The following is a 24,270-nucleotide window of genomic DNA, read 5'->3' on the forward strand; positions in this document are numbered from 1 at the left end:
AAAATAAAAAATACTAAAAATTAGTATTAATGCTTATTATTCATGCAAAACTAATACATATTGCTAATAATAATATAAAGTATGGTCTGCATTACGTTTAGATTCGTAAGGCATGGCATATGAGATGATTAACCTGAATTAGTTCTTTAATAATTCGGATGAGCGCGACAGCTAGATTCATAAGATTGATATAGTATATGTGGCTGCATAGACATTAGTTTAATCAATCTTTCTACTGATCATACTGATGATATACTAAATTAGCTCATATACCCATAAAAATGTATTACAGACAGTATAGTCTTCTTTTATGGCATTGCAGAATACAACTTCACACGTATCCAGATCAGTATGATTTAGTATAATGCTAGAAGCAGTGCCATTAATGTCATTAATATGGTTCAAACCTTCCTGGATATGAATGTTATGTATCCTGTATAACATTACAAACGAGAATAAAAGGACAGATATTAGATGTAATATATCATGGATATCCCATGCTTATGAGAAGTGATATATGATATAAAGTTCATACCCATAATATTCTAAGTTAGGAGTATGTCATCAGGACGATAACACGACACTATAATATATATTAATAATTTAAAAGTGAGTGTAATTATAAAAATATGTTAGCTACAAATGTTTTTACGTATATTTTATAGAATTTAATGGTAAAACTTAATGGTAAATAAACTACTATAAAACATAGTTGAATGACTTTGGCTATCCACAGTATCAGAGAGAAATAGTGGTTATTAAATATATATTAAAATGAAGATATAACACAGCACTAGATTTATAGTTTTTGCGCTTATTGCTAATTAATGCATTGATCAGTGGCTATTCTAATGCAATCTAATCTAAAAACACAGACATCATACTTGTCATCGTTCACATACGCATAGGATAAACATAAAGTAAACGACAAGTAAACGACATAATACTACGAAGATACTACGAAAGATCACGCATAGAAATGCTGCGATCAACATATACGTTGAGCAATAGTCAAGACTATTATGGCCAATCACATGAATAATGATTCTAACTAAAAGGTAAGAAAAATCTATTTTAGTAATGCTTTTGATATTACTTAGCTTTAAAGCATTTTGCATGCATAGGATATCGCAAAAACATACTAGTGTATGTGTGAAGATGATAGAAGAAAATCAATTGACCAATGAAGATCAATGTAGGCGTATTTAGGTAATGTAGATGTCCGCTTAGTGCCTCAAGATTTCTTATTTCATAAGAACAATCACTTAATCGTCTTGTTTTTTCGCCACTAATCCACCTAAGTCCACTTAGGTCGACGTTTTATCCAAAGCAGAATATTTAAAAAGAGGTATCATGATGCAATCATACCCAAAACACAGTATCAGTTGATCGATATTCTGCCTAGAAAAAGTTTCAAATCGATCGCTTTACTTGAGATATTCCGGTGAATATAATGATTGAAAATCTGTTCTGAAGTATTGTATCTACTTGTATATATAGATGCCTAAATTTTTGTGTTCTGTTTCAGAAAAACTATATAGTATCTTAAAAGGTTTTTTTATATTTTTACTATAAGGTGATATATGCATTTAGATTCAGTCATCAATGATAATTAGGTCAACCCCCTAAGAAAAATAAATTGATTTTTTAGAGGCAACGCGTGAAAACTCATTTTATCAAGTTCTATAATAGTTCAATATTGTATAGTTTTTTCTTCAAGGAAGATGCGTAAGCATCTTACACTTTAAAACAATTGATGTAGATTTAGTTAGAATAAAAATTTTTATAAATATAGTCTTGCATTTTTGATCGAACCACCTCTAATCGTCACATTACTTCTTACTGATATGAATAGAATAATTCATACTATTTTTTACTAATAATATAAAGTTGTTATTGATAAGATATTTGACACATGTAGTTACATAGGTTGAATAGAATGATTTAGGATAATTCTATTATAACATACGAATCTATATACGCATATCTTAGGTGTAGATTTATTTTAGGATTATAAAAGATAAAGATCTTACTAACTAATAGGCCACCAATGAGCAATATAGACCATTTTATTTAATGAAATATTTTATAGTTATCATCTGTCATGTAATAAATCATTAATATCTAATAAATTAGATATTACAAGAGTAAGGATTATTTAGTACGATGACTGTTGTCGCAAGAGGTATATATTAATTCTGAGTGATTTTTGAGTAACTCATACGTATGCAGTAAATAGTATTATACACTTTATGTTTTATTAAATATTTCTCGGGTAGGTATACAAAGGAAATAGCTATATATGAATAGAACAGAAGCATGAAGTATCTTCATATATATGCTATATATTAGGTATAAAATACCTTAATTCAATAAGTTCAGCTAAGCAACAATTAGGGAAGAAGTATATAGACTAGTACTAGCGATATTGAATAGTGATTTATATTGCATAATTAATACAGTTAAGCACAATCCCTTTGTTCTAAATTAAATACCAAAATGCAATTATGGTATTTAATTTAGAACAGTTATGGTTGTCTGCCAAAAATAAGAAGTAATTTTTAATTTTCAGTGACAATTGAATAGATTATTCAGTGTGATTACTGATAATTATAAGTCTTTTGTAAAACATAAGTCTTTTTAAAAACAGTTAGAGATTTTGATAAAACTTTTTACTATATTAGTAAGCTTAATTAGTAAGCTTAGGATAAAATGAAATTTAATAATGCATTATTATCTGAGCCAGAAGAAACATACACATCATGCCATCCTAGTGTATTAGCTAGGGCTTTTAAACGCTCACTGACAATGATGAGTCGACATTTTAGCAACCACTCTTCTCGATCTTTATGCGGAAATAATCGGTATAATTGTCTTAACATTTCACCACTAGTTACTATTAGTGTGTTGATTCCCTTCTCACGCCAGCGTTTTCCCTCTTTTTCTCCATGATAGCATTTCTCACAACGCTGGTAACATTCAATTAGTTCCACCTGTGCACCATAGCTTAATAAGGTTTCTCTAAGTAAAGTTCTTCCGCCGTTTCCGCATAATATCAAAATATTTTTGCCTTTTACATATTGTACAGGTATAACTTGAATGAGTGTTTCGCTAGTGGCTTGTTGATGTGGCCATGAAATCGTATATCCAGTAGCAGTATAAAATGCTATGGCAGTACTCGGTCCAATTGCATAATAGTTTAATATTTTAGGCCAGGATATAGCTTCTCTTGTCAAAATAAGTTCGGCATAGTAGATAACATTGCGAGAAAGAATCAATACCAGATCCCCTCTTTCTAGAGCTTTCAGTCGCTCAGGCAGTATGTCTAGCTGAGATCCAGGAGAAAATTCTATCAGCGGGAATGCCCAGGCTTTTCTTCCTAGGTTACGAAGAGATCCAACCAACTCATCTGATGATGGTGATGGACGTGTAACTAAGATGTTCATGCTAATAAGGTTTCCGGGTTTATAGAATGAAGAATCTCGCGAGCACCACTATTTAATAAATGCTCTGCTAATAAAATACCGATTTTTTCAGCATCTCTGCGAGATCCTCGGTATTCTCCACGTGCTATCTGTGTGCCATCTAATGAACTTACCAGCCCGCGTAACCAGAGGGTATCCCCTTCTAATACAGCATAACTACCTATAGGTACATGACAACCACCTGCTAGTCGAGCGTTCATGGCTCTTTCTGCTTTTATTCGGTCTTCGGTATCAGGATGATTTAAAGCAGTAAGTAAATTTATTGTACTAAAGTCATCTAGGCGGCATTCGATTCCTATCGCTCCTTGGCCAGCCGCAGGTAGCGACTCTTCTATTGGTATTACCTGTCGAATACGATGAGTTAGATTTAGTCTTTTTAATCCAGCTACAGCTAAAATAATAGCATCATATTGGCCAGAATCTAATTTACTTAAGCGGGTTCCTACATTGCCCCGTGCTAATTGCATTAATAGATCTGGGCGCCGCGAATGTAGTTGACATTGACGTCTCAGGCTTGATGTTCCGATAATCGCATCGGGTGGCAATACATTTATAGATGAATATTTATTTGACACAAATGCGTCATGCGGGTCTTCTCGCTCACAGATCGTTGCTAACCCTAATCCTTCTGGAAAATTCATCGGGACGTCTTTGATTGAGTGCACAGCTATATCAGCATGACCTAAGAGTATAGCACGTTCTAATTCTTTTACAAAAATTGCTTTACCGCCAATCTTAGTAAGCGCAGTATCAAGAATGAGATCCCCACGCGTTATAACCCGAACCTTTTTCACGCAAAGATCAGGATAATGTAAAAGTAAATTGTCTTGAACATATTGCGCTTGCCATAAGGCTAATGGACTCTGTCTTGTAACAATTTTTAAAATTTTATCTGACATATTGGATACCATTCAAATCAAAGATTTATGACATCGCCAATTTTGAAGAGGACTATTAGTTTATATATAGAGCAGAAGATACGTATTTAAAAAAATTTGAGAGTGCTGATATTCAACAGAAAAATGTATTTAATAGACAGCACGTGTATTCTAAAACAACCTTATATTAATAGAAGTAGCTCAATCAACCATCATAGTGATGTTAAAATATCGAGCAACAAGGAGTGAAATTTATCTGAATAAATAGTAATAAGTGAGCTATTTGAAGAATCAATCTGATGAGATTATATTTTATTTTTATTTCATAACATATATAATTTTTATACAAAGAGCAAAGCGTTAGTATCTAGCTAATTGTTTTTGATGAAAAGCATCGTCATCATGGATCAAATATCAGTATATAGTATCGTGACGGATTACCCTGTTTCTTAGATTGTGAGAGATGGTCGATAAAGATCCGTTGTTGATCTGTCGGGTGTATTATGGGTTATTGTATCTAGTGTGCTATGATCAGTTTATCCTTGTATACTCATAACACTGTTTGACTTAATTTTTTACTTAATCAATACATAATGCCATTAATATTCTCTAGGCATAAGTTGAGAAACATAGTATGTGTTACTACACTTAATCGGTCTGATTGTTTTTTAAAATTTTTTATGATTCTACTAGTGATACTAGAATATTAAATGAATATTGCACTGATGTAGATAGTTTTAGATTTTTGTACTAATACTAAGAATAGGTGATTTAGAGTGTGTTTCTAGATTATTAATAATTTTAGGTTATTACTCAAAACAGTAACTGACAGTCGTCAAGCTTATTTATTTCAAATATAGAATTATATGTTCTAGATTTTGGTGACAGAATCGACATAGATCATATATTGAATAAATAAGAATATAATATTATTACTCACTGAGACAGTTTATTTCAATGCAACTTTCTATTCCGTGCAATTAATAACGGTTAGGTTCTATGCTGAGGTATATAGAATATGTAATTTTATCAAATATTCTATAGTAACCTGCAATTGCATTAGAAGATTAATCCAGCGCTAAGTGTGAATACTGTAATTACCAGTATCTAATCAGTACAAATGAACCCCGTAGCTTATAGTGCTTAACAGGAGCTCAGATGCTCTTGAGGTTTTTTTGTATTTAAGCGCAACTAGCATTTAATATAATATAATAATATTATTATATATGCATAATATCTGGTAGCTTTTATGCTAGAAATTTATAGTGGCTATGCACTATAAAGACAATTAGATTCGAGTTGACACCCTAAGTTCTAGAATTCTATTGTGTAAAAATGTCCATAAAATATAATGGAAGAGTTGAAAACCACATGGGATCAGTTTTTTAAAACGCATAGAATGAATAGTTAGGTAATTTTTCTTTTATATCACTACCAATGTCTTTGTTATAACTAGCATAGTGCGATTCATCTCGATATTGTAGGTGTGTATTATTTACATTAGTTACTGGGATATATTAAATTGCTATTTTCTTCATAAGGCAAAAATCAGATTTTTTTACATTACACCCATACGCTAAAATATTAAAAATCTTTTTCTGCACGTTTTTAGAAACAGAAACATACGTATAATGTGTAACCACATTAGTTTCTTGCTCAAAAAATAGTTGACAAAGCAGCTTATAATATTTTCCTCTAAAGATCTATAAAGGTTTTTATGTGTTATTTCCGCTGCACTTCAGATGATGAGTACTTCTTCTGTGATATAATCTGTCATCAATTTTATTGAGCGTGCAATGTAAGTAAAGAGGATTTCAGTCATTTCAATATTACAGCGAGGATAATTTAATAAATTATGAAAATAAAAACAATAAAACTATTAGTTTTTGCTATTATGCTTGCTGGTTTTATTGGGTGCGGTCTCAAAGGTTCTCCTGATTTTTCCCATAAAATTATACAAAGCTATTTTTCAAAGCTACAGCAATTATTTTCATTTATACAAAACTCTAGGGGTAGCACTATTTCAATCAAATTACGGAGCAATATTCAATATTAATTTATTAAATGACAGAGCGCTAAATACAGAAAAAGTGCACTTCTCGAAGATGCACGGTATTGGTAATGATTTTATGGTCGTTGATGCAATAACGCAAAATATTTATTTTTCTTCAGAGTTAATCCGTCGTCTCTCTAATCGTCATTACGGGGTTGGTTTTGATCAGTTACTCATCATAGAATCACCTTCTGATCCTGATATTGATTTTCATTACCGTATTTTTAACGCCGATGGTAGTGAAGCAAGACAATGTGGGAATGGAGCTCGCTGTCTTGCTCGCTTTTTAAGGTTGCACGGTCTAACAAATAAACATGATATTTGTGTGAGTACGCAGTCAGGTTGTATAGTATTGCATGTTATTTCAGACGATATGGTATCTGTTAATATGGGAGAGCCAGATTTTTTGCCAGAAAATATCCCCTTCTACGCGAAAGCACAAAAAAAATCACACGTTATTCGTGTTGCCGCGACCAGTATCAAGTGCGGGGTGGTATCGATTGGCAACCCACATTGTGTATTGCAGGTTGATAACATCAAAACAGCTGCTGTTCAACGGTTAGGTGAGGCTATCGCAAACCATAAGCGCTTTCCCAAACAAGTAAATGTTGGTTTTATGGAAATGATAAACCCTAAGCATATTCTTTTGCGTGTTTTTGAACGTGGATCAGGTGAAACCTTATCATGTGGTAGTGGGGCTTGTGCAGCAGTGGCTGTTGGTATTCAACAAGAAAATTTAGCAGACACAGTGCGGGTAGACTTATCCGGTGGATCATTGAGTGTTTCCTGGAAAGGAGAAGGAAACCCTTTATACATGACAGGATCTGCTACACATGTGTATGATGGTTATATTCATATCTAACATAGTAGCATTACATAGAGAATTTAAAAATTATTTGCACATCATAAGAATGTTTTATATATATCAGAATAAAAAGATCTATTTACAATATCAAATAATGCGTTTTAACTTTAGATTTAAAAGAGTATTTCTTTTTTGATAAAATCACACTCAAATATTTTTGATAAACATTTAGTTCATATTTATATCTTTTTATAAACATATGCCATAAACTAACATATTATTTCTGATCTTAATATCTATTGTGGTAATTACTAAAACTATATCAAAGCATATAGTGAGATGTACACCGTAATACTATAAACGTTATTCATAAAGTTTAGGATACATTAAGTATATCTACTGTTAAATAGTTATATTGAAGTAACTTAAAAACATATTTGTAATATTCTATTGCTGAAGAATATCAGCTTATGGTATTGCACTAAGTTTAAATCTTATCATGAATGATATACGTATAATAGAGAGTGTTAAATACTGTAATTTGTATTATAGATACCAGCTGTTATTATATGGGTTGTGCACTGAGTTAGGTAACGATATCTATTTATAATAGATTTTTTGTACATAAAGGCACTCTCAATATATGATGCATATCATAATATTTACGCAGCTCGAGCCGTATTATAGAAAGATATTATTGCTTATCCTCTAGATTTCTTATGTATCAATACATATACAACTTGACGAAATATAATATTATGTAAGAGTTTATTTTGTTACGTAAAATCAACTATTGGAATTGTATTCCCGTGTACGTATTAATGGATAGAAGGATCTAGTGCAGTAACACTTACTAGTGGTTTTATGTGATACCTTTATTATAAGGTGTGGTAATGAGTACTGTTTATTACAGATTTAAAGATATGCCTGATAGCATTGCCCTGAGAATCTTATTATCAAATCTATTATATCAAGAAGTTTCATAAATCATGCACTCAAGACAAGGCGCGGTATCCTTAAAGTTTCTCTTATTTTATATGTTTAGAGTTGATAAAATAATAGCGATAAAGTCTTACCTCTTAAGATCATGAAGTGTATTTCAAATCGGATGTTATAATAAAAGATTGTGGAACACAATCCTAAAATAATGCTGTATTTTTAAGAGTAAAACTAAAAATGTATTATGTAATGGGTGTTTGTATTGCCTATCTATCTTGTAGTAAAAGTACGCGTTACCTTACTGAATATATTTAGAATATTTATGGCATTCTCATAAATATATTTAGAATATTTATGGCATTCTCATAGATGTAGCATAGTTACCATGCAGTGTGATAGGAGTGACAATGTTACATCAATAATGAGCGTTTTATCATTTTCTTATAATAGAATCCTTACAATTATCTAATATAGATACATAGGTTCATAGTACTATCAATACTAAATTATTGTTAGAGATATAGATAAAATCAAGTAATTGAATGCTCTAAATAGCATTAACCTTTATACGTATATACTGATACTAGTTATGGCGTTCAACACTATCAGCTCAACACATATATTATACGATATAGTAATATATACGCACCGGTTATTACATAATTAACTTTATAGCACATTAATAGAGTGCATATCTTTAAAGGCTTGTTCTAGTCGACTGACTACAGAGACCTGGGCAGCACGTAACCATCTACGCGGATCGTAAAACTTTTTATTCGGCTGATCTTCTCCTTCAGGGTTCCCCAGTTGTTTCTGTAAGTAGTTTTTATTATCGTTATAATATTGCAGAACACCTTGCCAAGACGCCCATTGAACATCTGTATCGATATTTACCTTAATCACCCCAAATCGAATTGATTCTTGGATATCAGTGGTAGACGAGCCGGAACCGCCGTGAAATACAAAATTTAGTGGATTATGCTGTAAATTGTATTTCTTTTGAATAAATGCCTGGGAATCCCGAAGTATTGTTGGTTTTAACTTTATATTACCAGGCTTATAGACACCGTGGGTGTTACCAAATGCAGCTGCTATGGTAAAATTTGTGCTGATTTTTCTAAGTGCATTATACGCATATTCAACATCTTCTGGATGGGTATACAGTGTAGAGTTATCTATATCACTATGATCTACTCCATCCTCTTCACCACCAGTACATCCAAGTTCAATTTCTAAGGTCATGTAGAGTTTTGACATACGTGCTAAATATTTTTTAGAGATATCAATATTTTTTTCTAAAGTTTCTTCAGACAAATCAATCATATGAGAAGAGAACAAGGGTTTTCCAGTTAGACTAAAGTGGTTTTCACCTTCTTCTAAGAGCCCATCAACCCATGGTAATAATTTTTTAGCGCAATGATCAGTGTGTAGAATGACCGGTATACCGTAATGTTGAGCCATTAGGTGTACATGGTTTGCGCCTGCAATAGCGCCAACGATGGCTGAGTTATGCGAGTTGTTTGATAAAGCTCCTTTTCCTGAGATAAATTTTGCACCATTATAAGAGAACTGGATTATGACGGGAGCTCTAACTTTTGCAGCGGTTTCTAAAACTGCATTGATAGAGCATGTGTCTATGCAGTTTACAGCAGGCAATGCAAAGTTATTTTTCTTTGCTATCTGAAAAACTGTTTGTACATCATGACTGTTGAGAACACCTGGTTTAACAAAATCTAAGATTTTATACATATTAATTTTTCCTAGTGTGTGCTTTAAGAATTAATGATATATTTTACTGTAATAAGGACCGCAATAGATTTGTAAGTCTGTATATTATCTGTGAGAGAGATTTTTTGCACGTTCTTTTAAAATAGCAACCGCAGGGAGTTTGTTGCCTGCCACAACTTGTAGAAATGCACCGCCACCGGTTGATATGTATGAAATTTTATCTTTAATACCAAACAGATCGATCGCTGCTAGCGTATCACCTCCTCCTGCAATGGAAAACGCATTACTATCTGCAATAGCATTAGCAATTATTTTTGTGCCATGACAAAAATCAGGATTTTCAAATACACCGACAGGACCGTTCCAGAGAATAGTTTTTGCGTTCTTTAATAATTTAACCATTAACAGTTCAGTTCTATCCCCACAATCTAGAATTTCGTCATGCTCTTGAACTTCAGAGATTCCTTTTACAATAGAGGTAGCAGTTCTTGGAGATTCCTGTTTAACGCGCACATCTATAGGTATTGATATAGAAAATTTATCACGTAGTTTTCTGGCAATATGCAGATAATCTGGTTCGTATAGTGATTTGCCCACCTTATGATCAATAGCAATAAAGGTGTTAGCAATACCTCCGCCAACAATAATCGTGTCGGAAACTTTAGCTAGTGCGTGCAATATATCAAACTTAGTAGATATTTTTGATCCACCAACCACAGATACCATTGGGCGTTGAGGATTTTTTAGGGCTCTTTCTAAAGCTTCTAATTCTGCTAACAATAGTGGGCCCGCACAAGACGTTTTAGCAAATTGACTAACCCCGTATGTTGATGCTTCTGTGCGGTGCGCTGTGCCAAAAGCATCCATTACAAATATATCGCATAGCGCGGCATATTTACGTGAAAGATTCTGATCGTTATTTTTTTCTCCTTTATTAAATCGAACATTTTCTAATACAGTAATTGCTCCTTTTGCTAAGTGGATACCATTAAGATAGTCTGTGTTAAGAGTGACGTGAGCTGATCCTAATTTTTCCTTCAGACAGTTCACTACTGGGAGTAGCGAAAAATCCTTATTGTATGCCCCTTCAGGAGGGCGACCGAGATGAGAAGCAATTATAACGATAGCGCCTTTTTCTAATGCTAACTGAATCGTTGGAAGTGCTGCGCAAATACGCGCAGAAGATGTTATACTGCCAGACTTGATTGGCACATTTAAGTCAGTACGTATCAAAACGCGTTTACCCATCAGATTGAGATCATGCATTGCAATGATGGACATAAAAACCTCTTTGTAATGTTAATTATACTATTATATATAACTATATATGCCCTGAACATCACTATAGCGATAGTGTACTATTTATAGATAATGCATGTCTTGAATAATGCGCGACGAAGTCGTGAAAGATTGCATATAGCGAGACTTGATTATTTTTGTCAACATAATATTTGATATTTGCATTTTTATCGCTTTGAGGTCAATTTAGATTCCAGTGCGTAGATGTTATATGATTATGCTATTATTAGATCAATCAGATAAAATTATCTTTATAAACATGAGCACTTGTCCATAATATTACTAGATTATGCTTAATGCTATTAGTCCATTCAAGATCACAGTAACAAGATTTAACATGCCATTATGACATTCTACAGCAGCAAGGCATAACATAATTGATCCGATCTGCAATCAAGATAAATACTATTTTTTGTGCTAAAAATAACCCCCAGAACGAAAAGATGAATTAGGTATTTAGAGACAGCACTTAACTCAATAAAAACAAATACTGCTATTATAAAATACTCATCAATATTATTGATGGGTATGTTACGAAAGAAGAATTAGGTTCTTTAATCTCTGATGCCATTCAAGTATGGATATATGTGATTATAGAGATATACAGACCGATAGTGCTAATGAATTTAGTAAGGACGTTGTCCTCTCTTAAGTGCGGTTACTTTATAAAGAGGTGCTAGAGTATACTAATGTTAGTAGAGTATGTTAGGGTATATTGCGTTAGAAAAATCTAAGAGCATTATGTTGCTGTTAGTTAAATTTTAGAAGATATTTAATATAGAGTATATTGTGTATATCGTTCATTATAAAAGCCATAGGTTTATTTCAAATACAATAAAAGAAACACTATTAATATTTATGAAATTTTTATAAGTATATATAAGTGATAACGGTAACTGTATCACTTTATAGAGGGATTAGTGATTAAATTTCATTAAATACTTTTATGACAGAGCATAGATTTTAAAATCTAAACAAAAATTATTTTTTTATAATACATTTTAAGCATAAAATGGCTTACGGTGCACAGTTAGATATAGACCCTTCTGATAGATTATATGATTGAGAATATTACAGCAACTCTTTGGCTATCTTGAGTACATTTTCAATAGTAAAACCAAATAATGAAAATAATTTCACAGCTTGTCCTGATATACCAAATGTAGTCATAGCAATAATCATACCATGCAGACCAGTATATTTTGACCAATAATCTGCAATTCCTGCTTCAATTGCTATGCGTGCAGTAATATTTCCAGGTAATACTCGTTCGCGATAATCAGAATCCTGCATGTCGAAGGTGTCAGTCGATGGCATAGACACCACACGTATTTTATATCCCTCCTCTGTTAGTTGCTTGTGTGCAATTACTGCTAAGTCTACCTCAGAGCCAGTAGCTATAAAAATTATTTGGGGGGCACCTATACAATCTTTTAGTATATAACCACCGCGAGAAATATTAGATAACTGTACGGTTGTGCGCGTTTGTTGTTGTAGATTTTGACGTGATAAGATCAAAGCTGTAGGTCCCGTATTACGCTCTACTGCATATTTCCATGCAATGGCGCATTCTACTTGATCACAAGGACGCCAAGTGCTCAGATTTGGGGTCAAACGTAAGCTCGCTAGTTGTTCAATTGGTTGGTGTGTTGGGCCGTCTTCACCAACTCCAATAGAGTCGTGAGTATAAATCATGATATGTCGGATTTTCATTAATGCTGCCATGCGCACAGCATTTCGGGCGTATTCAACAAACATGAGAAATGTAGCAGTATATGGCAAAAATCCACCATGTAAAGAAATTCCGTTCGCAATAGCAATCATACCAAATTCACGAACTCCAAAATGGATGTAATTACCTGCCATATATTTATTAATAGGTTTTGATCCAGACCACATTGTTAGGTTACTAGGTGTTAGATCGGCAGAGCCGCCAAGATATTCTGGTAATAATTTTCCAAAAACTTCAAGAGCTTTTTGAGAAGCTGCACGGCCAGAAATATTGCATGGGTTATTTTGTAAGCGCTCAATGAATTCTTGTGATTGATAACCCCAATTAGATGGTAACTGATTACCCATGCGTCTTTGAAATTCTTGTGCTAATTCAGGAAAAGCGTTTGAATAAGCTTTGAATTTTTTATGCCATATATCTTCTTTTTTTTGACCAGAATCCCGTGCATCCCAACATTCGTAAATATATTGGGGTATTTTAAACGGTTCATAATGCCAATTTAATTGTCTACGAGTAAGCGCAATCTCTTGCTCTCCTAGCGGAGATCCATGAGCATAGTGAGTTCCACTTTTATTTGGAGAGCCAAATCCAATAATAGTTTTACACATTAAAAGAGAAGGTTGATTATCAACTGTTCTAGCTTTTTTGATTGCCTGATGAATCATACTGGAATCGTGTCCGTCTATATTAGAAAGCACGTGCCAACCATAAGATTTAAAACGTTGCACTGTATCATCAGTAAACCAACCGGTAATTTCTCCATCAATTGAAATACTGTTTTGGTCATAAATAACTATCAGCTTCCCTAATTTTAAAGTTCCTGCTAATGAACACGCTTCATGAGAAATACCTTCCATCATGCAACCATCACCCACAAAGACATAAGTGTAGTGATCTACTATATTATAACTAGGACGATTAAATTGTGCTGCTAGTGTATTTTCTGCAATTGCCATACCTATAGCGTTAGCTAAACCCTGACCAAGAGGACCAGTGGTAGTTTCGACGCCTATGGTATAACCATATTCAGGGTGACCAGGAGTTTTTGAATGTATCTGACGAAAATTAGCTAGTTCACTGATTGGCAAGTTATAGCCGGTAAGATGCAATAGACTGTAGAGTAACATAGAAGCATGCCCGTTGGAAAGCACGAAGCGATCACGATTTACCCAGGATGGATTAACGGGGTTATGGTTTAAAAAATCACGCCATAGAACTTCTGCAATGTCAGCCATACCCATCGGAGCGCCCGGATGGCCAGATTTAGCCTTTTGTACTGCGTCTATACTTAATATACGAATAGCGTTGGCAATCTCTTTACGAGAATACATTCTGACTCCAAATTACATTAAATTTTACTCAGCATTACACTGATTGTATCTGGTCATAGACCAAAGTCAGTTAAGTCAATTAAGTGAATAAGTATTATCTTTGAATAAAGAAAGATTTAAGATACTAAGAGTATAGTAAATTTATTTAGATTACAATCTATCACTAATCGTAATTAGTAAATCATTTTAAATAAATTGATCAAGGACGTCCAGTTTATCCGCGATTCATTATCTCATCTGCGCATACACCAGAACTGTACGCATGATAGTTTGATATCTGAGATTTTAAAAACAGACAGACAGGATATGCCTGAAAGATTAGTTACTACATTGTGCATATATTGTTTTAACATCGTTTGTAATGTATCTCATTAGATCGCCTCATACTATAGTCTTCTGTGAATATAGATTTAATAACGACACAGAGATTGTAGAGATGCTCATGTATATCATACTAATATAGTAAAGGTTATTCTGCTTTTTAGTGTGAGACCCTAATGATTACAGCAGGGAAAACTATATACAAGGATTCCCCTTATGTCAGAAGTTTTAGTAAGATATCCGCTAAGATTTTATGTGTTACGTAGTGATCATATTTTTTTTAAAAAATACTTAAAAATTTGCATATATTTATTTTGCTTATATATGCACAAAACGTGCGCATATCAGAAATACAGACACTGTTGGTGCATGACCAAAAAACTCTTACTCATTCATCCATCTTTTATATTATTGGTGATATTATATACAGTATATTGATAATACAGTAACATCACTATTATATTGCTATAAGGTGATTATTATTAATGGAACGACATTACTATTTGTGTTTTTAAACGCATTCTCTCTAATTAGCTTAGTATAGAAAGGTTTAGCATGTCTTCTCAGAGAGTTTCACTAAAGCCTTGGAATACATTCGGTATTGATGTTTATGCTAATAACGTGATTATTGTGCATAGTGTAGAATCTCTTTTTTGTAATAGTTGGACAAATGGGGTCAGACAAAGTGAACCGGTACTACTTTTAGGTGAAGGGAGTAACGTACTTTTTTTGCAGGATTTTCGTGGAAAGGTTTTGATTAACCGCATTAAAGGTATTAGCGTGACCGAAACAACTCACACATGGTTGTTACATGTAGGGGCTGGGGAAAACTGGCATCAATTAGTTGAAACAACATTATGTAAAGGTCTTGCGGGACTTGAAAATTTAGCGCTGATTCCAGGTTGTGTAGGTTCAGCGCCAATTCAAAATATCGGTGCTTATGGTGTCGAATTAAGGCAGGTGTGTGAGTATGTAGATATTATCCTTTTAAATGATGGGTCACACCAACGTCTTAAAGCTACCGAGTGCTGTTTTGGATATCGTGACAGTGTTTTTAAGCATAGAGATAAAAATCATTACGCTATTATTGCTGTAGGTTTGAGGCTAATTAAACAGTGGCGTCCTGTCTTGAGTCATGGTGCATTAAAAATGCTTAACCCGAAAACGGTCACGCCAATACAAGTTTTTCATACCGTATGTGAAACACGCCGCAGTAAGATACCAAATCCAAAATATATTGGTAATGCAGGTAGTTTTTTTAAAAATCCTTTAGTGAGAGCATCGATAGCTTTTAATTTGTTAGCACTGCATCCAAAAATACCATATCACCTAAACAATAATGGTGATGTAGTACTCTCAGCTGCTGGATTAATCGATCAGTGCAAACTAAAAGGGTACCGTATTGGTGGTGCGGCTGTACATGATCAGCAGGCCTTGGTTTTTATTAACACTGGCACTGCCAGTAGTGAAGATATCGTAAATTTAGCCCGTATAGTTCGTCGACGCGTAGGGGAAAAATTTAACATTTGGCTCGAACCGGAGGTTTGTTTTATCTCTTCTCAAGGAAAAATAGATGCTTTAGAGGTGGTCAGATGAAAGATTACACTTTGCCAATTAGGCTGATTCATATTTTATCAGATGGAAAAGTGTATTCAAAAATTCAACTTTCTTGTTACATGGGTATAACCTGCCTAGAGGTTATAAACCTTATAGAAATGTTAAAAGAGTGGAATATTCATATCTGTGTATTGGATCACGAGTATTATAGATTTGCATGTGCGATGCAACTTTTAAATGAACGAAAAATTAATCAAGAGTTACTCGGTGGTCGCTTAGTGGTCATACCAATTCTAAATTCCACTAATCAATATCTATTGGATGCTGTATCTGGTTTAAAATCAGGCGATGTTTGTGCAGCTGAATACCAGAGAAATGGTCGTGGAAGACACGGGGCTCAATGGTTCTCGCCTTTCGGGTCTAATTTATATTTCTCCATGTACTGGCGTTTAGATCAGAGTTTAAAAGCCCCAGCAATAGGTTTAAGTCGGTTAATCAGTATCGTTATTGCAAAAGTCCTTCAGCAGAAAGGGGCCTCAGATATTCGGGTAAAATGGCCTAATGATATTTATTTGTATGATCGTAAATTAGCTGGGGTTTTAGTAGAAATCAAAAAAAACACCGAAAATGCATTAGATGTAGTGATCGGTGCTGGTATTAATATTTCCATGAAAAAATTAGCAAATAGTATTTTCATTAAGAACAGTTGGATAGATTTGCAGGAAACCGGAATGTCTATAGACAAGAACTCCTTATTAGTAAGTATTATTAATACTATGTATATAGCGTTAAAAAAATTTGAACGACAGGGGATGACCATGTGGTATCAATCTACTGTGTATATGGATAATTATATTAATGATCTTCTAGCACGCATAATTAGTGATGATAAACCTAATAGAATGATTAACCAGACTACATCGAATCAGTCAGAAAAAATATTGTTATTTTATTGAAAGCGCGAAATAGCCATTTTCGGATGATTTGGATCGAAATCTATTTAGCGCTGTGTTTATAACGGTACTAAGGAGGATACTGGTCATTATCTTCTTCATTATATATCAAGATAAAAAATTTAGTTTTATACAAATAGAGCAGAAGCCAAACTAATAAAATTTTGAATTTATACTAATTCTGTTTACTGCCATCTAAAGATAGCATTTCTTCGTGTCTTGATTTCTTGACTGATTAAACTGAAATAAATATTTTATGCTTTCTAATAGTATTTTATGTTGACTTCTTAAGTACTACCTTTTTATCTAAGTTGATTACTCTGGTGCTAGAGTAATGGCCATAAAAATTAACGATATACACCTATCCTCTAAGTATAGAAGTAGGCATATTATAGAATATTAAGTAATTTTGACTGTATGTTATTAAGTTGCATTTCAATGACTCAAAATGACTATATCAATCCCCTTTAGCATCACATACACATAGATTATTTATCAATGCTCTTTGAATATACCTTGAATATACCTTGAATATACTAAAGCGTAGTAGCGTGAAATGCGTATCCTTATTGCTTAAGTGTAGCTGTACACGACACTAGTTTGATCCACTTAGTTCGCAAAACATCATTAGCAGTTAAAAATTTTCAAATAAGCTCTATAGAGCTAGAGGTAAGCAAAGTCAATGACGCAATGCTTTATAGAGTATTTACAGTACAGAAAACCGGTTACAGATTCTTTTCATGAGCAAATATAACCATGGCCAGACTATACCATTAATAAGACCATTCCAAATATGTTCTGCAAAAAATGCTATGCGAATAAATAACAGTTCTATAAAATAAATTATAATATCCGCGACCCAAGAGAATCCTATTACTACAATGACCTGTTGATATAGTTTAATTCTATTAAATTGACAGAAGTTTTGAGCTACTAGATAGGCTACTACGCTAAAAGCTAAAGCATGTATTCCCAGGGTTGATCCGTACAGTAGGTCTATGATAAAACCTATTATAAATCCTGTTCCAATATTGACTAGGTATGGAAGTGATACGATCCAGTAAATCATAATCAATAGCAACCATGATGGTTGAAATAATAGCAACTGTTTAGGCCAGGGAAAAATATACAATAAAATGGCTGCCAAGAAAGATAGCCAGATTACTAAATACCCAGGACTATGATAGTCTCGCAAGATAGATCTCTCCTATATGACTTACAACTACAATATCTATGATTTTGTGCTAGTTTTCAGATCTAAAGTATTTTCTTTATCTTCGCCTGTGGGGTGCTCTTGTGTCTAATTTGTTTGATTGATTGTGCAGATATTTAGGGTTTACAATATCTACAGTTATTATGATAAGTCGCAGTTAACGCTTTTCAGCGTACGTCATTACTATTTTTTTTAGAGAGCAATAAAAGATACCGTAAATATTTCAGCTCTGCGAGTGGGTGTGCAAAGACGATTGTAGCAGAATGATTTTTGTCTTCTACGACAGAAGATACTAAGGCGACAGGATACCCTGCAGGAAAGCGATCATCTATACCAGATGTGACCAGTATGTCACCACATCGAATATCGATATGATCTGAAAAATGCTCTATATGAAGATCTTTACCCCAGCCATTTCCAGAGGCAATGGCTAGAAAGCCATTACGTAATACTTGAACAGGTAAGGCGTGCGATATATCACAGATCAAAAGAACCCGGCTAGTAAGCTTACTAACAGCTATGACCTGTCCAACGACACCTTGTGCATTGATTACTGGTTGCCCCTCATGCACATTATTTACACTGCCTTTATCGATGACCATCTGATTACTATAAGGGTCGATACTGGTTGATAGAACTCGAGTGAGTATCTTATGCTCGTTCGGAATCGGATAAGAGTTTAATAGTTCTCTTAGGCATGTATTTTCTGTCTTCACCTGGTTCAGTATTAAAAGATCACTATTTTTTATCATAATTTGATATTGCAAAGCTTGATTCTCTGAGTGCAGTTTTTTTTGAGATTTTAAGAGTACAGAGATCTGATCTAAAATTTGTCGAGGTTTGTTTACTAAAAAATATAATGGACTGAGCGCAGTATTCATATATATACGAACTTTTGAGAATGATTTAAAACGATGATCAGCTAAAATGATTATGATTGCTATAATAATAGCAATCAGGAATTTTAATTTTAGAGATGAATTCCTAGTGAACATTGGCTGCATAAGTTCAGCAAGTCCTTAATAAAAATTATATTCGATATTTTATAGTGATCACTAATCAGAAAAAGACATATATTGGTGATTAATATTAATAATCAGTAGGATTGATATAGCCTATAAATTGTATAGGGGTTGAAATTATTAGCAGAATGAGTAAAAAGTTTTATTAAAATTAGTTTTTATAATGATACGTTCTGTTCTTTTAACGAGGATCATATCCGCAGGAATTGTTCATTACAGAGCCAGTAAGATACTCTACATTCCTAGTAAAGCTATAATCTATTGAGAAATAGATAACACTGAGATTGGTGAGATGATTAAAGTCATAACATACAGTTATGCATGAATACCATGTCACATATATAACAATTAATTACTGGTGCTCCTATTGTTTATAGTACATGCTAAGAATCAGCATATTAGTGTTCGCTAAATAGGTCTCCGCCATGAATATCAATCATTTCTAAAGCTTTGCCGCCACCACGTGCCACACAGGTTAGAGGATCTTCTGCAATTACTACTGGAATTCCAGTCGCCTCCATTAATAAGCGATCCAAATTGCGTAATAGAGCGCCTCCGCCAGTTAGGACCATGCCTCGTTCAGAAATATCAGATGCTAGTTCAGGTGGGCATTGTTCTAATGCAACCATAACAGAACTCAAAATACCAGTTAATGGTTCTTGCATGGCCTCTAAAATCTCTTGAGAATTTAAAGTAAAACCACGTGGAACGCCTTCAGCTAGATTTCGTCCACGTACTTCGATCTCGAGTGTTTCCTCTCCTGGATAGGCAGACCCAATACAATGCTTAATACGTTCGGCAGTAGCTTCACCAATCAAAGAACCATAATGACGTCTAACATAGTTAATAATCGCTTCATCAAAGCGATCACCGCCAATGCGAACAGAAGAAGAATAGACAACACCATTTAGCGCGATGACTGCAACTTCAGTGGTTCCTCCACCAATATCGATTACCATTGAGCCAGTTGCTTCAGAAACTGGTAGTCCTGCGCCAATAGCAGACGACATAGGTTCTTCAATCAAAAATACTTCGCGTGCACCAGCACCTTGAGCAGATTCACGAATTGCACGGCGCTCTACCTGTGTTGCTCCTACTGGAACGCAGACAAGAACCCTTGGGCTAGGGCGCAAAAAACTGTTACTGTGCACCTGCTTGATAAAATGCTGAAGCATTTTTTCGGTAACAAAAAAATCAGCAATTACCCCATCTTTCATGGGGCGAATAGCAGCAATGTTACTAGGGGTGCGACCTAGCATCTGCTTCGCGTCATAACCAACTGCTGCTACGCTTTTAGGCGATCCAGCACGATTGTGACGGATAGCAACGACAGAAGGTTCATTAAGCACAATCCCTTGTCCTTTTACGTATATTAGGGTGTTAGCAGTACCTAAATCGATAGATAAATCATTAGAAAACATGCCGCGAAATTTTTTAAACATACTATAAGGATTATCCTTCAAACTTGAGGTGATATTTACCTGCAGTATCGTACCAAGCTAGGTTTTTGAGTGAACCAAGAGCTGGCGTAACTAATACTTACGATAAGATGCTACTTTTATCAAAAGGTAGATCATATCATACCATAGGTAATGGTTTATTTTAAAATCTCTATTATATACTATAATAGTATTTTTGTTTATTAATGGAACTGATGGTATCAATTCTATTTATTAGATTTTATTAAATTAGTGACAATCTGTAGTAACTCCTACTTACTAATTATATATATAGGATGTAATCACCGTACTAGTAAATATCAGTATTATAGTATAATACTTCTTGTGTTAGATGTTTTTATTTTATAAGTGTAAACAGCTATAGCTATAGTGAGTTATTTACATTTACAGTGGAGAGCATATCATTGAGTTATTATGTAAGTTACGAGGTATTGAACTAGTACTGGCTAGTGCTAACTTTCTCTTTAATGAGAAAAGATCGATTGTATAAATTGTTCAATACTCGATAATAAGCGTTGCTTATTGTATATCGCATATGCTTTATATAATCGCGTTTATATAGTCGGTACGTGTATCTTATGTAGAGAAAGCCTCATGATTAATCAAAAGAATCAATATAATAAAGACATTAGATAACCGAAAGAATGTTATTCTTAAATATAAATTACATATTTATTGCATGCATTACACCAACCATGAGTAGTCATAAGAATCACCAAATTATTTATGAAGACTTTAGTTTTTAACGTACTGAGCACAAGACTATGAGCATCAGATAATAAGATTATTTTAATAAGATTATTAATAGCATTAAAGCTCTAGAGTAACCACGAAGATCTATATTGAATAGAGAGTGATGGCATTAGTTGCCAATATCGCCTGATAAATAGTGTGTCATGCTACATATGAATGTAATTTATTTTACTAAAATATCACTAGAATAGATGAGCTGTTGTCTTTAGTCTAACTAAAGGATACATTTTAGCAGATAGATTGTATAGCTATATTCTTTTCTATTTCCCTAAAAGAGTGAATGCAGGCGTTATGTGATAAAGGTTGGGCCAAATCGTTCTATGTCAGAAGTTTATGATTGATTGTTACGCTTCATTGTGACTATAAGTATTTATTGAGTAGATCTTAAAAATTAAATGGATAGAGATTACTCTGTTAAGGAGTGGTTTAAGATACATAACTCTATCTTAATTTCTTATATTTATTTTATTAGGTGTTAGATTTTTCTTGCATTGCCATCACCTAGAAAATATAATTGATATTATCAAAAGTACTAAATACGATCAGTTTTATTCGTTTTATTCGTTTTATTTTCAAATAACGTTTATGAACTACAGCGTCTTAGTGAAGATTGTAATCCATTGCATGCATAAAACGTGATAACCTATGATTAAGTATAAGCAAGTTAAGTATGTATAAGTAAGTGTTTCAGATAACGAAGAACTCTAAGACACATAATATATTCCTCAGATTTACGGTACTTGTAAAATAGTTGGGCATGTTTTGATGAAATTCCAGTCATCGTAAGACAGACATAAGTAGCGTTTTACGCAGTATACCAAGATTATCGCTAACCTTTTTTAAATATATAATTCTAATGCGTCCGTAGCTCAGTTGGTTAGAGCACCACCTTGACATGGTGGGGGTCAGTGGTTCGAGTCTGCTCGGACGCACCAACATAAAATCATAGCAAGTTCTTGTATAAAGCTGATAGTGTACAATAAGTTTTCATTAACTATAGTACTAATTACTTCAATATAAACAGCTGAATTTTTTATTTTTATATAACAAAAAGTATTCTTAGTTCGTTTTACGTATAGTTAAAAGTAGCTATGTTTGCATATTAAGCAAGAGATACGTCACGTCAAGAGAGTATTCGTTTTAATATTTTATTAATAGTTATTATATAGCAGAAAAATCTCAAGCATTCATGTTAAATTACTATGCGGGTGCTACTTAAGTCATCCAAAGGTAGCGTATAAAGTTATTATGCGCATAAAACGATTAAAGATAGCTTATCTGAAAAATTTTGTACATAATCGTATTATAGCTGATTATATAAATCATATGCAAATCACAGTATACATAACAACATATATACATAATAACACATGTGTATAGTTTACAGATAGTCGATAGAAGTTGTTTGTTATGTTGTTTGATATGCTTACTATTGTAGTAATAGTATTAATAATTGTTATACATACTTCAGTCATGAAATTATAATGATTCATTAAAGAAAAACTAAACAAAACGTATCCATGTTTGTTATACATAGATATGTTGATGATCGATTACTAGGGATATAATTTTAGAATCCATCAAGAGATCGGCTTAAGGTTACTTACGAGATATCCTTATAAAAATCGCTATCCTTACAAAAATCATACTAAATAATAGTATATAACCTTTATGTGAGATTAAACAACTTACGAGCATTACAAGTTGTCTGATTTGATAGATTTAAGAAATCATCTCCGCGTAACATAGCAACTTTTTTCATAATGTGGGGTAAAAAACTAGGCTCATTCCGTCTAGAGGGTGGAAGAGGATAGAGATCCTTCGGTATTAACCAAGGCGCATCTGTTTCTATCACTAAACGATTAGATGGTATTAAAGGTATTAATTTACATAAGTCTGACCCTCTTGCTTGATCGCATATCCAACCTGTAATACCAATATACATATCATGCTCGAAATAAACTTCTAATTCTGATCGCGTGCCTGTAAAACAATGAACTAAAGCTGCTTTGAGGTCAGGAATCCAGGGCTTAAGGATTGACATAAAATCTTTATGAGCGTCGCGACAGTGTAGAAAAACTGGCATATTAAGCTCTATTGCTAGCTCAATCTGAGCTTGAAATGCATACATCTGTTCTTTTTTTGTAGAAAAATTACGATAAAAATCTAGCCCACATTCTCCAATAGCTACAATATGTGGATTAACTGCTAATTTACGTATCTCAGAGTCAATTTTCTTTGACCATGTGTTGGCATGATGAGGGTGTAGGCCAACTGTACACCAGAAAAACTCTACATTTTTTTTGGCAAGAATGATCCCCTGTCGACTGCTTGACATAGTGGTTCCAATAATGATTATTCCAGTCACTCCAGCTGCACGTGCTCTCTGTACTACTTCATCATAATCCTGAAGAAATTTCGGACTTGTGAGATTAACTCCAATATCAAACATGATTATATCCCATTATCAAAGATAAAATAGAAGAACTGGTACTGAATCAGTATATAGCAGTACTCGTGATTATCTAACGCTATGTTATGACTGTGTGTTCAGATAGAATAAGCTACATAAGTGGACTGCAATTTGACTTAGGCATACAGTCAAGAATACAGTAAAAGAGAAGAGCTAGTTGGGGTTTAAATTTATATTCACAAATATCACATTTTCTGTTCTATGGATAACTCGTACACTCTAGAATGTGATTCCTTCAAACTTTAAGATTATTTTGCTGAGTTTGTAT

At 33.6% G+C, this 24,270-nt stretch carries 13 protein-coding genes and 1 tRNA gene; 5 read left to right on the forward strand and 9 right to left on the reverse strand.

What is annotated here, in order from left to right; all coding sequences use genetic code 11:
- Positions 1–2,702: 2,702 nt before the first annotated feature.
- Entirely contained in the window at positions 2,703–3,446 is a 744-nt protein-coding gene (gene hemD, locus CIPSTX3056_RS01575; protein WP_072666216.1) for a uroporphyrinogen-III synthase, read from the reverse strand.
- The gene (gene hemC / locus CIPSTX3056_RS01580; RefSeq protein WP_072666217.1) at positions 3,443–4,384 is read right to left on the reverse strand and encodes a hydroxymethylbilane synthase; all 942 of its coding nucleotides are present in this window, start codon (positions 4,382–4,384) and stop codon (positions 3,443–3,445) included. Before hemC ends, hemD begins: the two co-directional genes overlap by 4 nt.
- A gap of 1,834 nt (positions 4,385–6,218) precedes the next feature.
- On the opposite strand from hemC, the gene CIPSTX3056_RS01585 reads away from it, so the two are divergent.
- Positions 6,219–6,419: a hypothetical protein gene (locus CIPSTX3056_RS01585; protein ID WP_072666218.1), complete on the forward strand. Its 201-nt coding sequence runs from the start codon at positions 6,219–6,221 to the stop codon at positions 6,417–6,419.
- 34 nt (positions 6,420–6,453) lie between these two features.
- Positions 6,454–7,278 carry a diaminopimelate epimerase gene (gene dapF / locus CIPSTX3056_RS01590; protein ID WP_072666219.1) on the forward strand — a complete coding sequence of 275 codons (825 nt, stop codon included), beginning with the start codon at positions 6,454–6,456 and terminating at the stop codon, positions 7,276–7,278.
- A 1,551-nt stretch (positions 7,279–8,829) separates the two neighbouring features.
- On the opposite strand, the gene fbaA is transcribed toward dapF, so the two are convergent.
- From fbaA to tkt, 3 genes are all read right to left on the reverse strand, one after another.
- Positions 8,830–9,909: a class II fructose-bisphosphate aldolase gene (fbaA, locus tag CIPSTX3056_RS01595; protein ID WP_072666220.1), complete on the reverse strand. Its 1,080-nt coding sequence runs from the start codon at positions 9,907–9,909 to the stop codon at positions 8,830–8,832.
- An 84-nt stretch (positions 9,910–9,993) separates the two neighbouring features.
- Positions 9,994–11,169 (reverse strand): phosphoglycerate kinase, encoded by a 1,176-nt coding sequence (locus tag CIPSTX3056_RS01600; RefSeq protein WP_072666221.1) that lies wholly within the window; start codon positions 11,167–11,169, stop codon positions 9,994–9,996.
- Between the two features lie 1,089 nt (positions 11,170–12,258).
- On the reverse strand, positions 12,259–14,250 hold the full coding sequence (gene tkt, locus CIPSTX3056_RS01605; RefSeq protein ID WP_072666222.1) for a transketolase: 1,992 nt from the start codon (positions 14,248–14,250) through the stop codon (positions 12,259–12,261).
- 876 nt (positions 14,251–15,126) lie between these two features.
- Between tkt and murB the strand changes: the two genes are divergently transcribed.
- Together murB and CIPSTX3056_RS01615 are read left to right on the forward strand one after the other, a co-directional pair.
- The gene (gene murB / locus CIPSTX3056_RS01610) at positions 15,127–16,167 is read left to right on the forward strand and encodes a UDP-N-acetylmuramate dehydrogenase (RefSeq protein WP_072666223.1); all 1,041 of its coding nucleotides are present in this window, start codon (positions 15,127–15,129) and stop codon (positions 16,165–16,167) included.
- Positions 16,164–17,084, forward strand: coding sequence for a biotin--[acetyl-CoA-carboxylase] ligase (locus CIPSTX3056_RS01615; RefSeq protein WP_072666224.1), 921 nt, complete (start codon positions 16,164–16,166; stop codon positions 17,082–17,084). The genes murB and CIPSTX3056_RS01615 overlap by 4 nt, the downstream gene beginning before the upstream one ends.
- A 703-nt stretch (positions 17,085–17,787) precedes the next feature.
- Here CIPSTX3056_RS01615 and mreD read toward each other — a convergent pair.
- The 3 genes from mreD to CIPSTX3056_RS01630 form a co-directional block, all read right to left on the reverse strand.
- A complete protein-coding gene (mreD, locus tag CIPSTX3056_RS01620) occupies positions 17,788–18,276 on the reverse strand; it encodes a rod shape-determining protein MreD (protein ID WP_125918798.1) in 489 nt (162 codons plus the stop codon).
- A 185-nt stretch (positions 18,277–18,461) separates the two neighbouring features.
- Positions 18,462–19,289, reverse strand: a complete 828-nt coding sequence (gene mreC / locus CIPSTX3056_RS01625) for a rod shape-determining protein MreC (protein WP_157883605.1) — start codon at positions 19,287–19,289, stop codon at positions 18,462–18,464.
- Between the two features lie 425 nt (positions 19,290–19,714).
- Positions 19,715–20,758 carry a rod shape-determining protein gene (locus tag CIPSTX3056_RS01630; RefSeq protein WP_072666227.1) on the reverse strand — a complete coding sequence of 348 codons (1,044 nt, stop codon included), beginning with the start codon at positions 20,756–20,758 and terminating at the stop codon, positions 19,715–19,717.
- A 1,629-nt stretch (positions 20,759–22,387) separates the two neighbouring features.
- Here CIPSTX3056_RS01630 and CIPSTX3056_RS01635 point away from each other — a divergent pair.
- Positions 22,388–22,464: transfer RNA gene (locus tag CIPSTX3056_RS01635), tRNA-Val, on the forward strand.
- A 734-nt stretch (positions 22,465–23,198) separates the two neighbouring features.
- On the opposite strand, the gene CIPSTX3056_RS01640 is transcribed toward CIPSTX3056_RS01635, so the two are convergent.
- Positions 23,199–23,981, reverse strand: a complete 783-nt coding sequence (locus CIPSTX3056_RS01640; protein ID WP_072666228.1) for a TatD family hydrolase — start codon at positions 23,979–23,981, stop codon at positions 23,199–23,201.
- Between the last annotated feature and the right edge of the window lie 289 nt (positions 23,982–24,270).

It is taken from the genome of Candidatus Erwinia haradaeae (assembly GCF_900698965.1).
In the GTDB taxonomy this organism is placed as follows: Bacteria; Pseudomonadota; Gammaproteobacteria; order Enterobacterales; family Enterobacteriaceae; genus Erwinia_E; species Erwinia_E haradaeae_A.

Bases quoted from the DNA above. Each gene is read 5' to 3' on its own strand.
- hemD (WP_072666216.1), bottom strand. From the start codon at position 3,446: ATGAACATCTTAGTTACACGTCCATCACCATCATCAGATGAGTTGGTT.
- hemC (WP_072666217.1), bottom strand. From the start codon at position 4,384: ATGTCAGATAAAATTTTAAAAATTGTTACAAGACAGAGTCCATTAGCC.
- CIPSTX3056_RS01585 (WP_072666218.1), top strand. From the start codon at position 6,219: ATGAAAATAAAAACAATAAAACTATTAGTTTTTGCTATTATGCTTGCT.
- fbaA (WP_072666220.1), bottom strand. From the start codon at position 9,909: ATGTATAAAATCTTAGATTTTGTTAAACCAGGTGTTCTCAACAGTCAT.
- CIPSTX3056_RS01600 (WP_072666221.1), bottom strand. From the start codon at position 11,169: ATGTCCATCATTGCAATGCATGATCTCAATCTGATGGGTAAACGCGTT.
- tkt (WP_072666222.1), bottom strand. From the start codon at position 14,250: ATGTATTCTCGTAAAGAGATTGCCAACGCTATTCGTATATTAAGTATA.
- murB (WP_072666223.1), top strand. From the start codon at position 15,127: ATGTCTTCTCAGAGAGTTTCACTAAAGCCTTGGAATACATTCGGTATT.
- CIPSTX3056_RS01615 (WP_072666224.1), top strand. From the start codon at position 16,164: ATGAAAGATTACACTTTGCCAATTAGGCTGATTCATATTTTATCAGAT.
- mreC (WP_157883605.1), bottom strand. From the start codon at position 19,289: ATGTTCACTAGGAATTCATCTCTAAAATTAAAATTCCTGATTGCTATT.
- CIPSTX3056_RS01630 (WP_072666227.1), bottom strand. From the start codon at position 20,758: ATGTTTAAAAAATTTCGCGGCATGTTTTCTAATGATTTATCTATCGAT.
- CIPSTX3056_RS01640 (WP_072666228.1), bottom strand. From the start codon at position 23,981: ATGTTTGATATTGGAGTTAATCTCACAAGTCCGAAATTTCTTCAGGAT.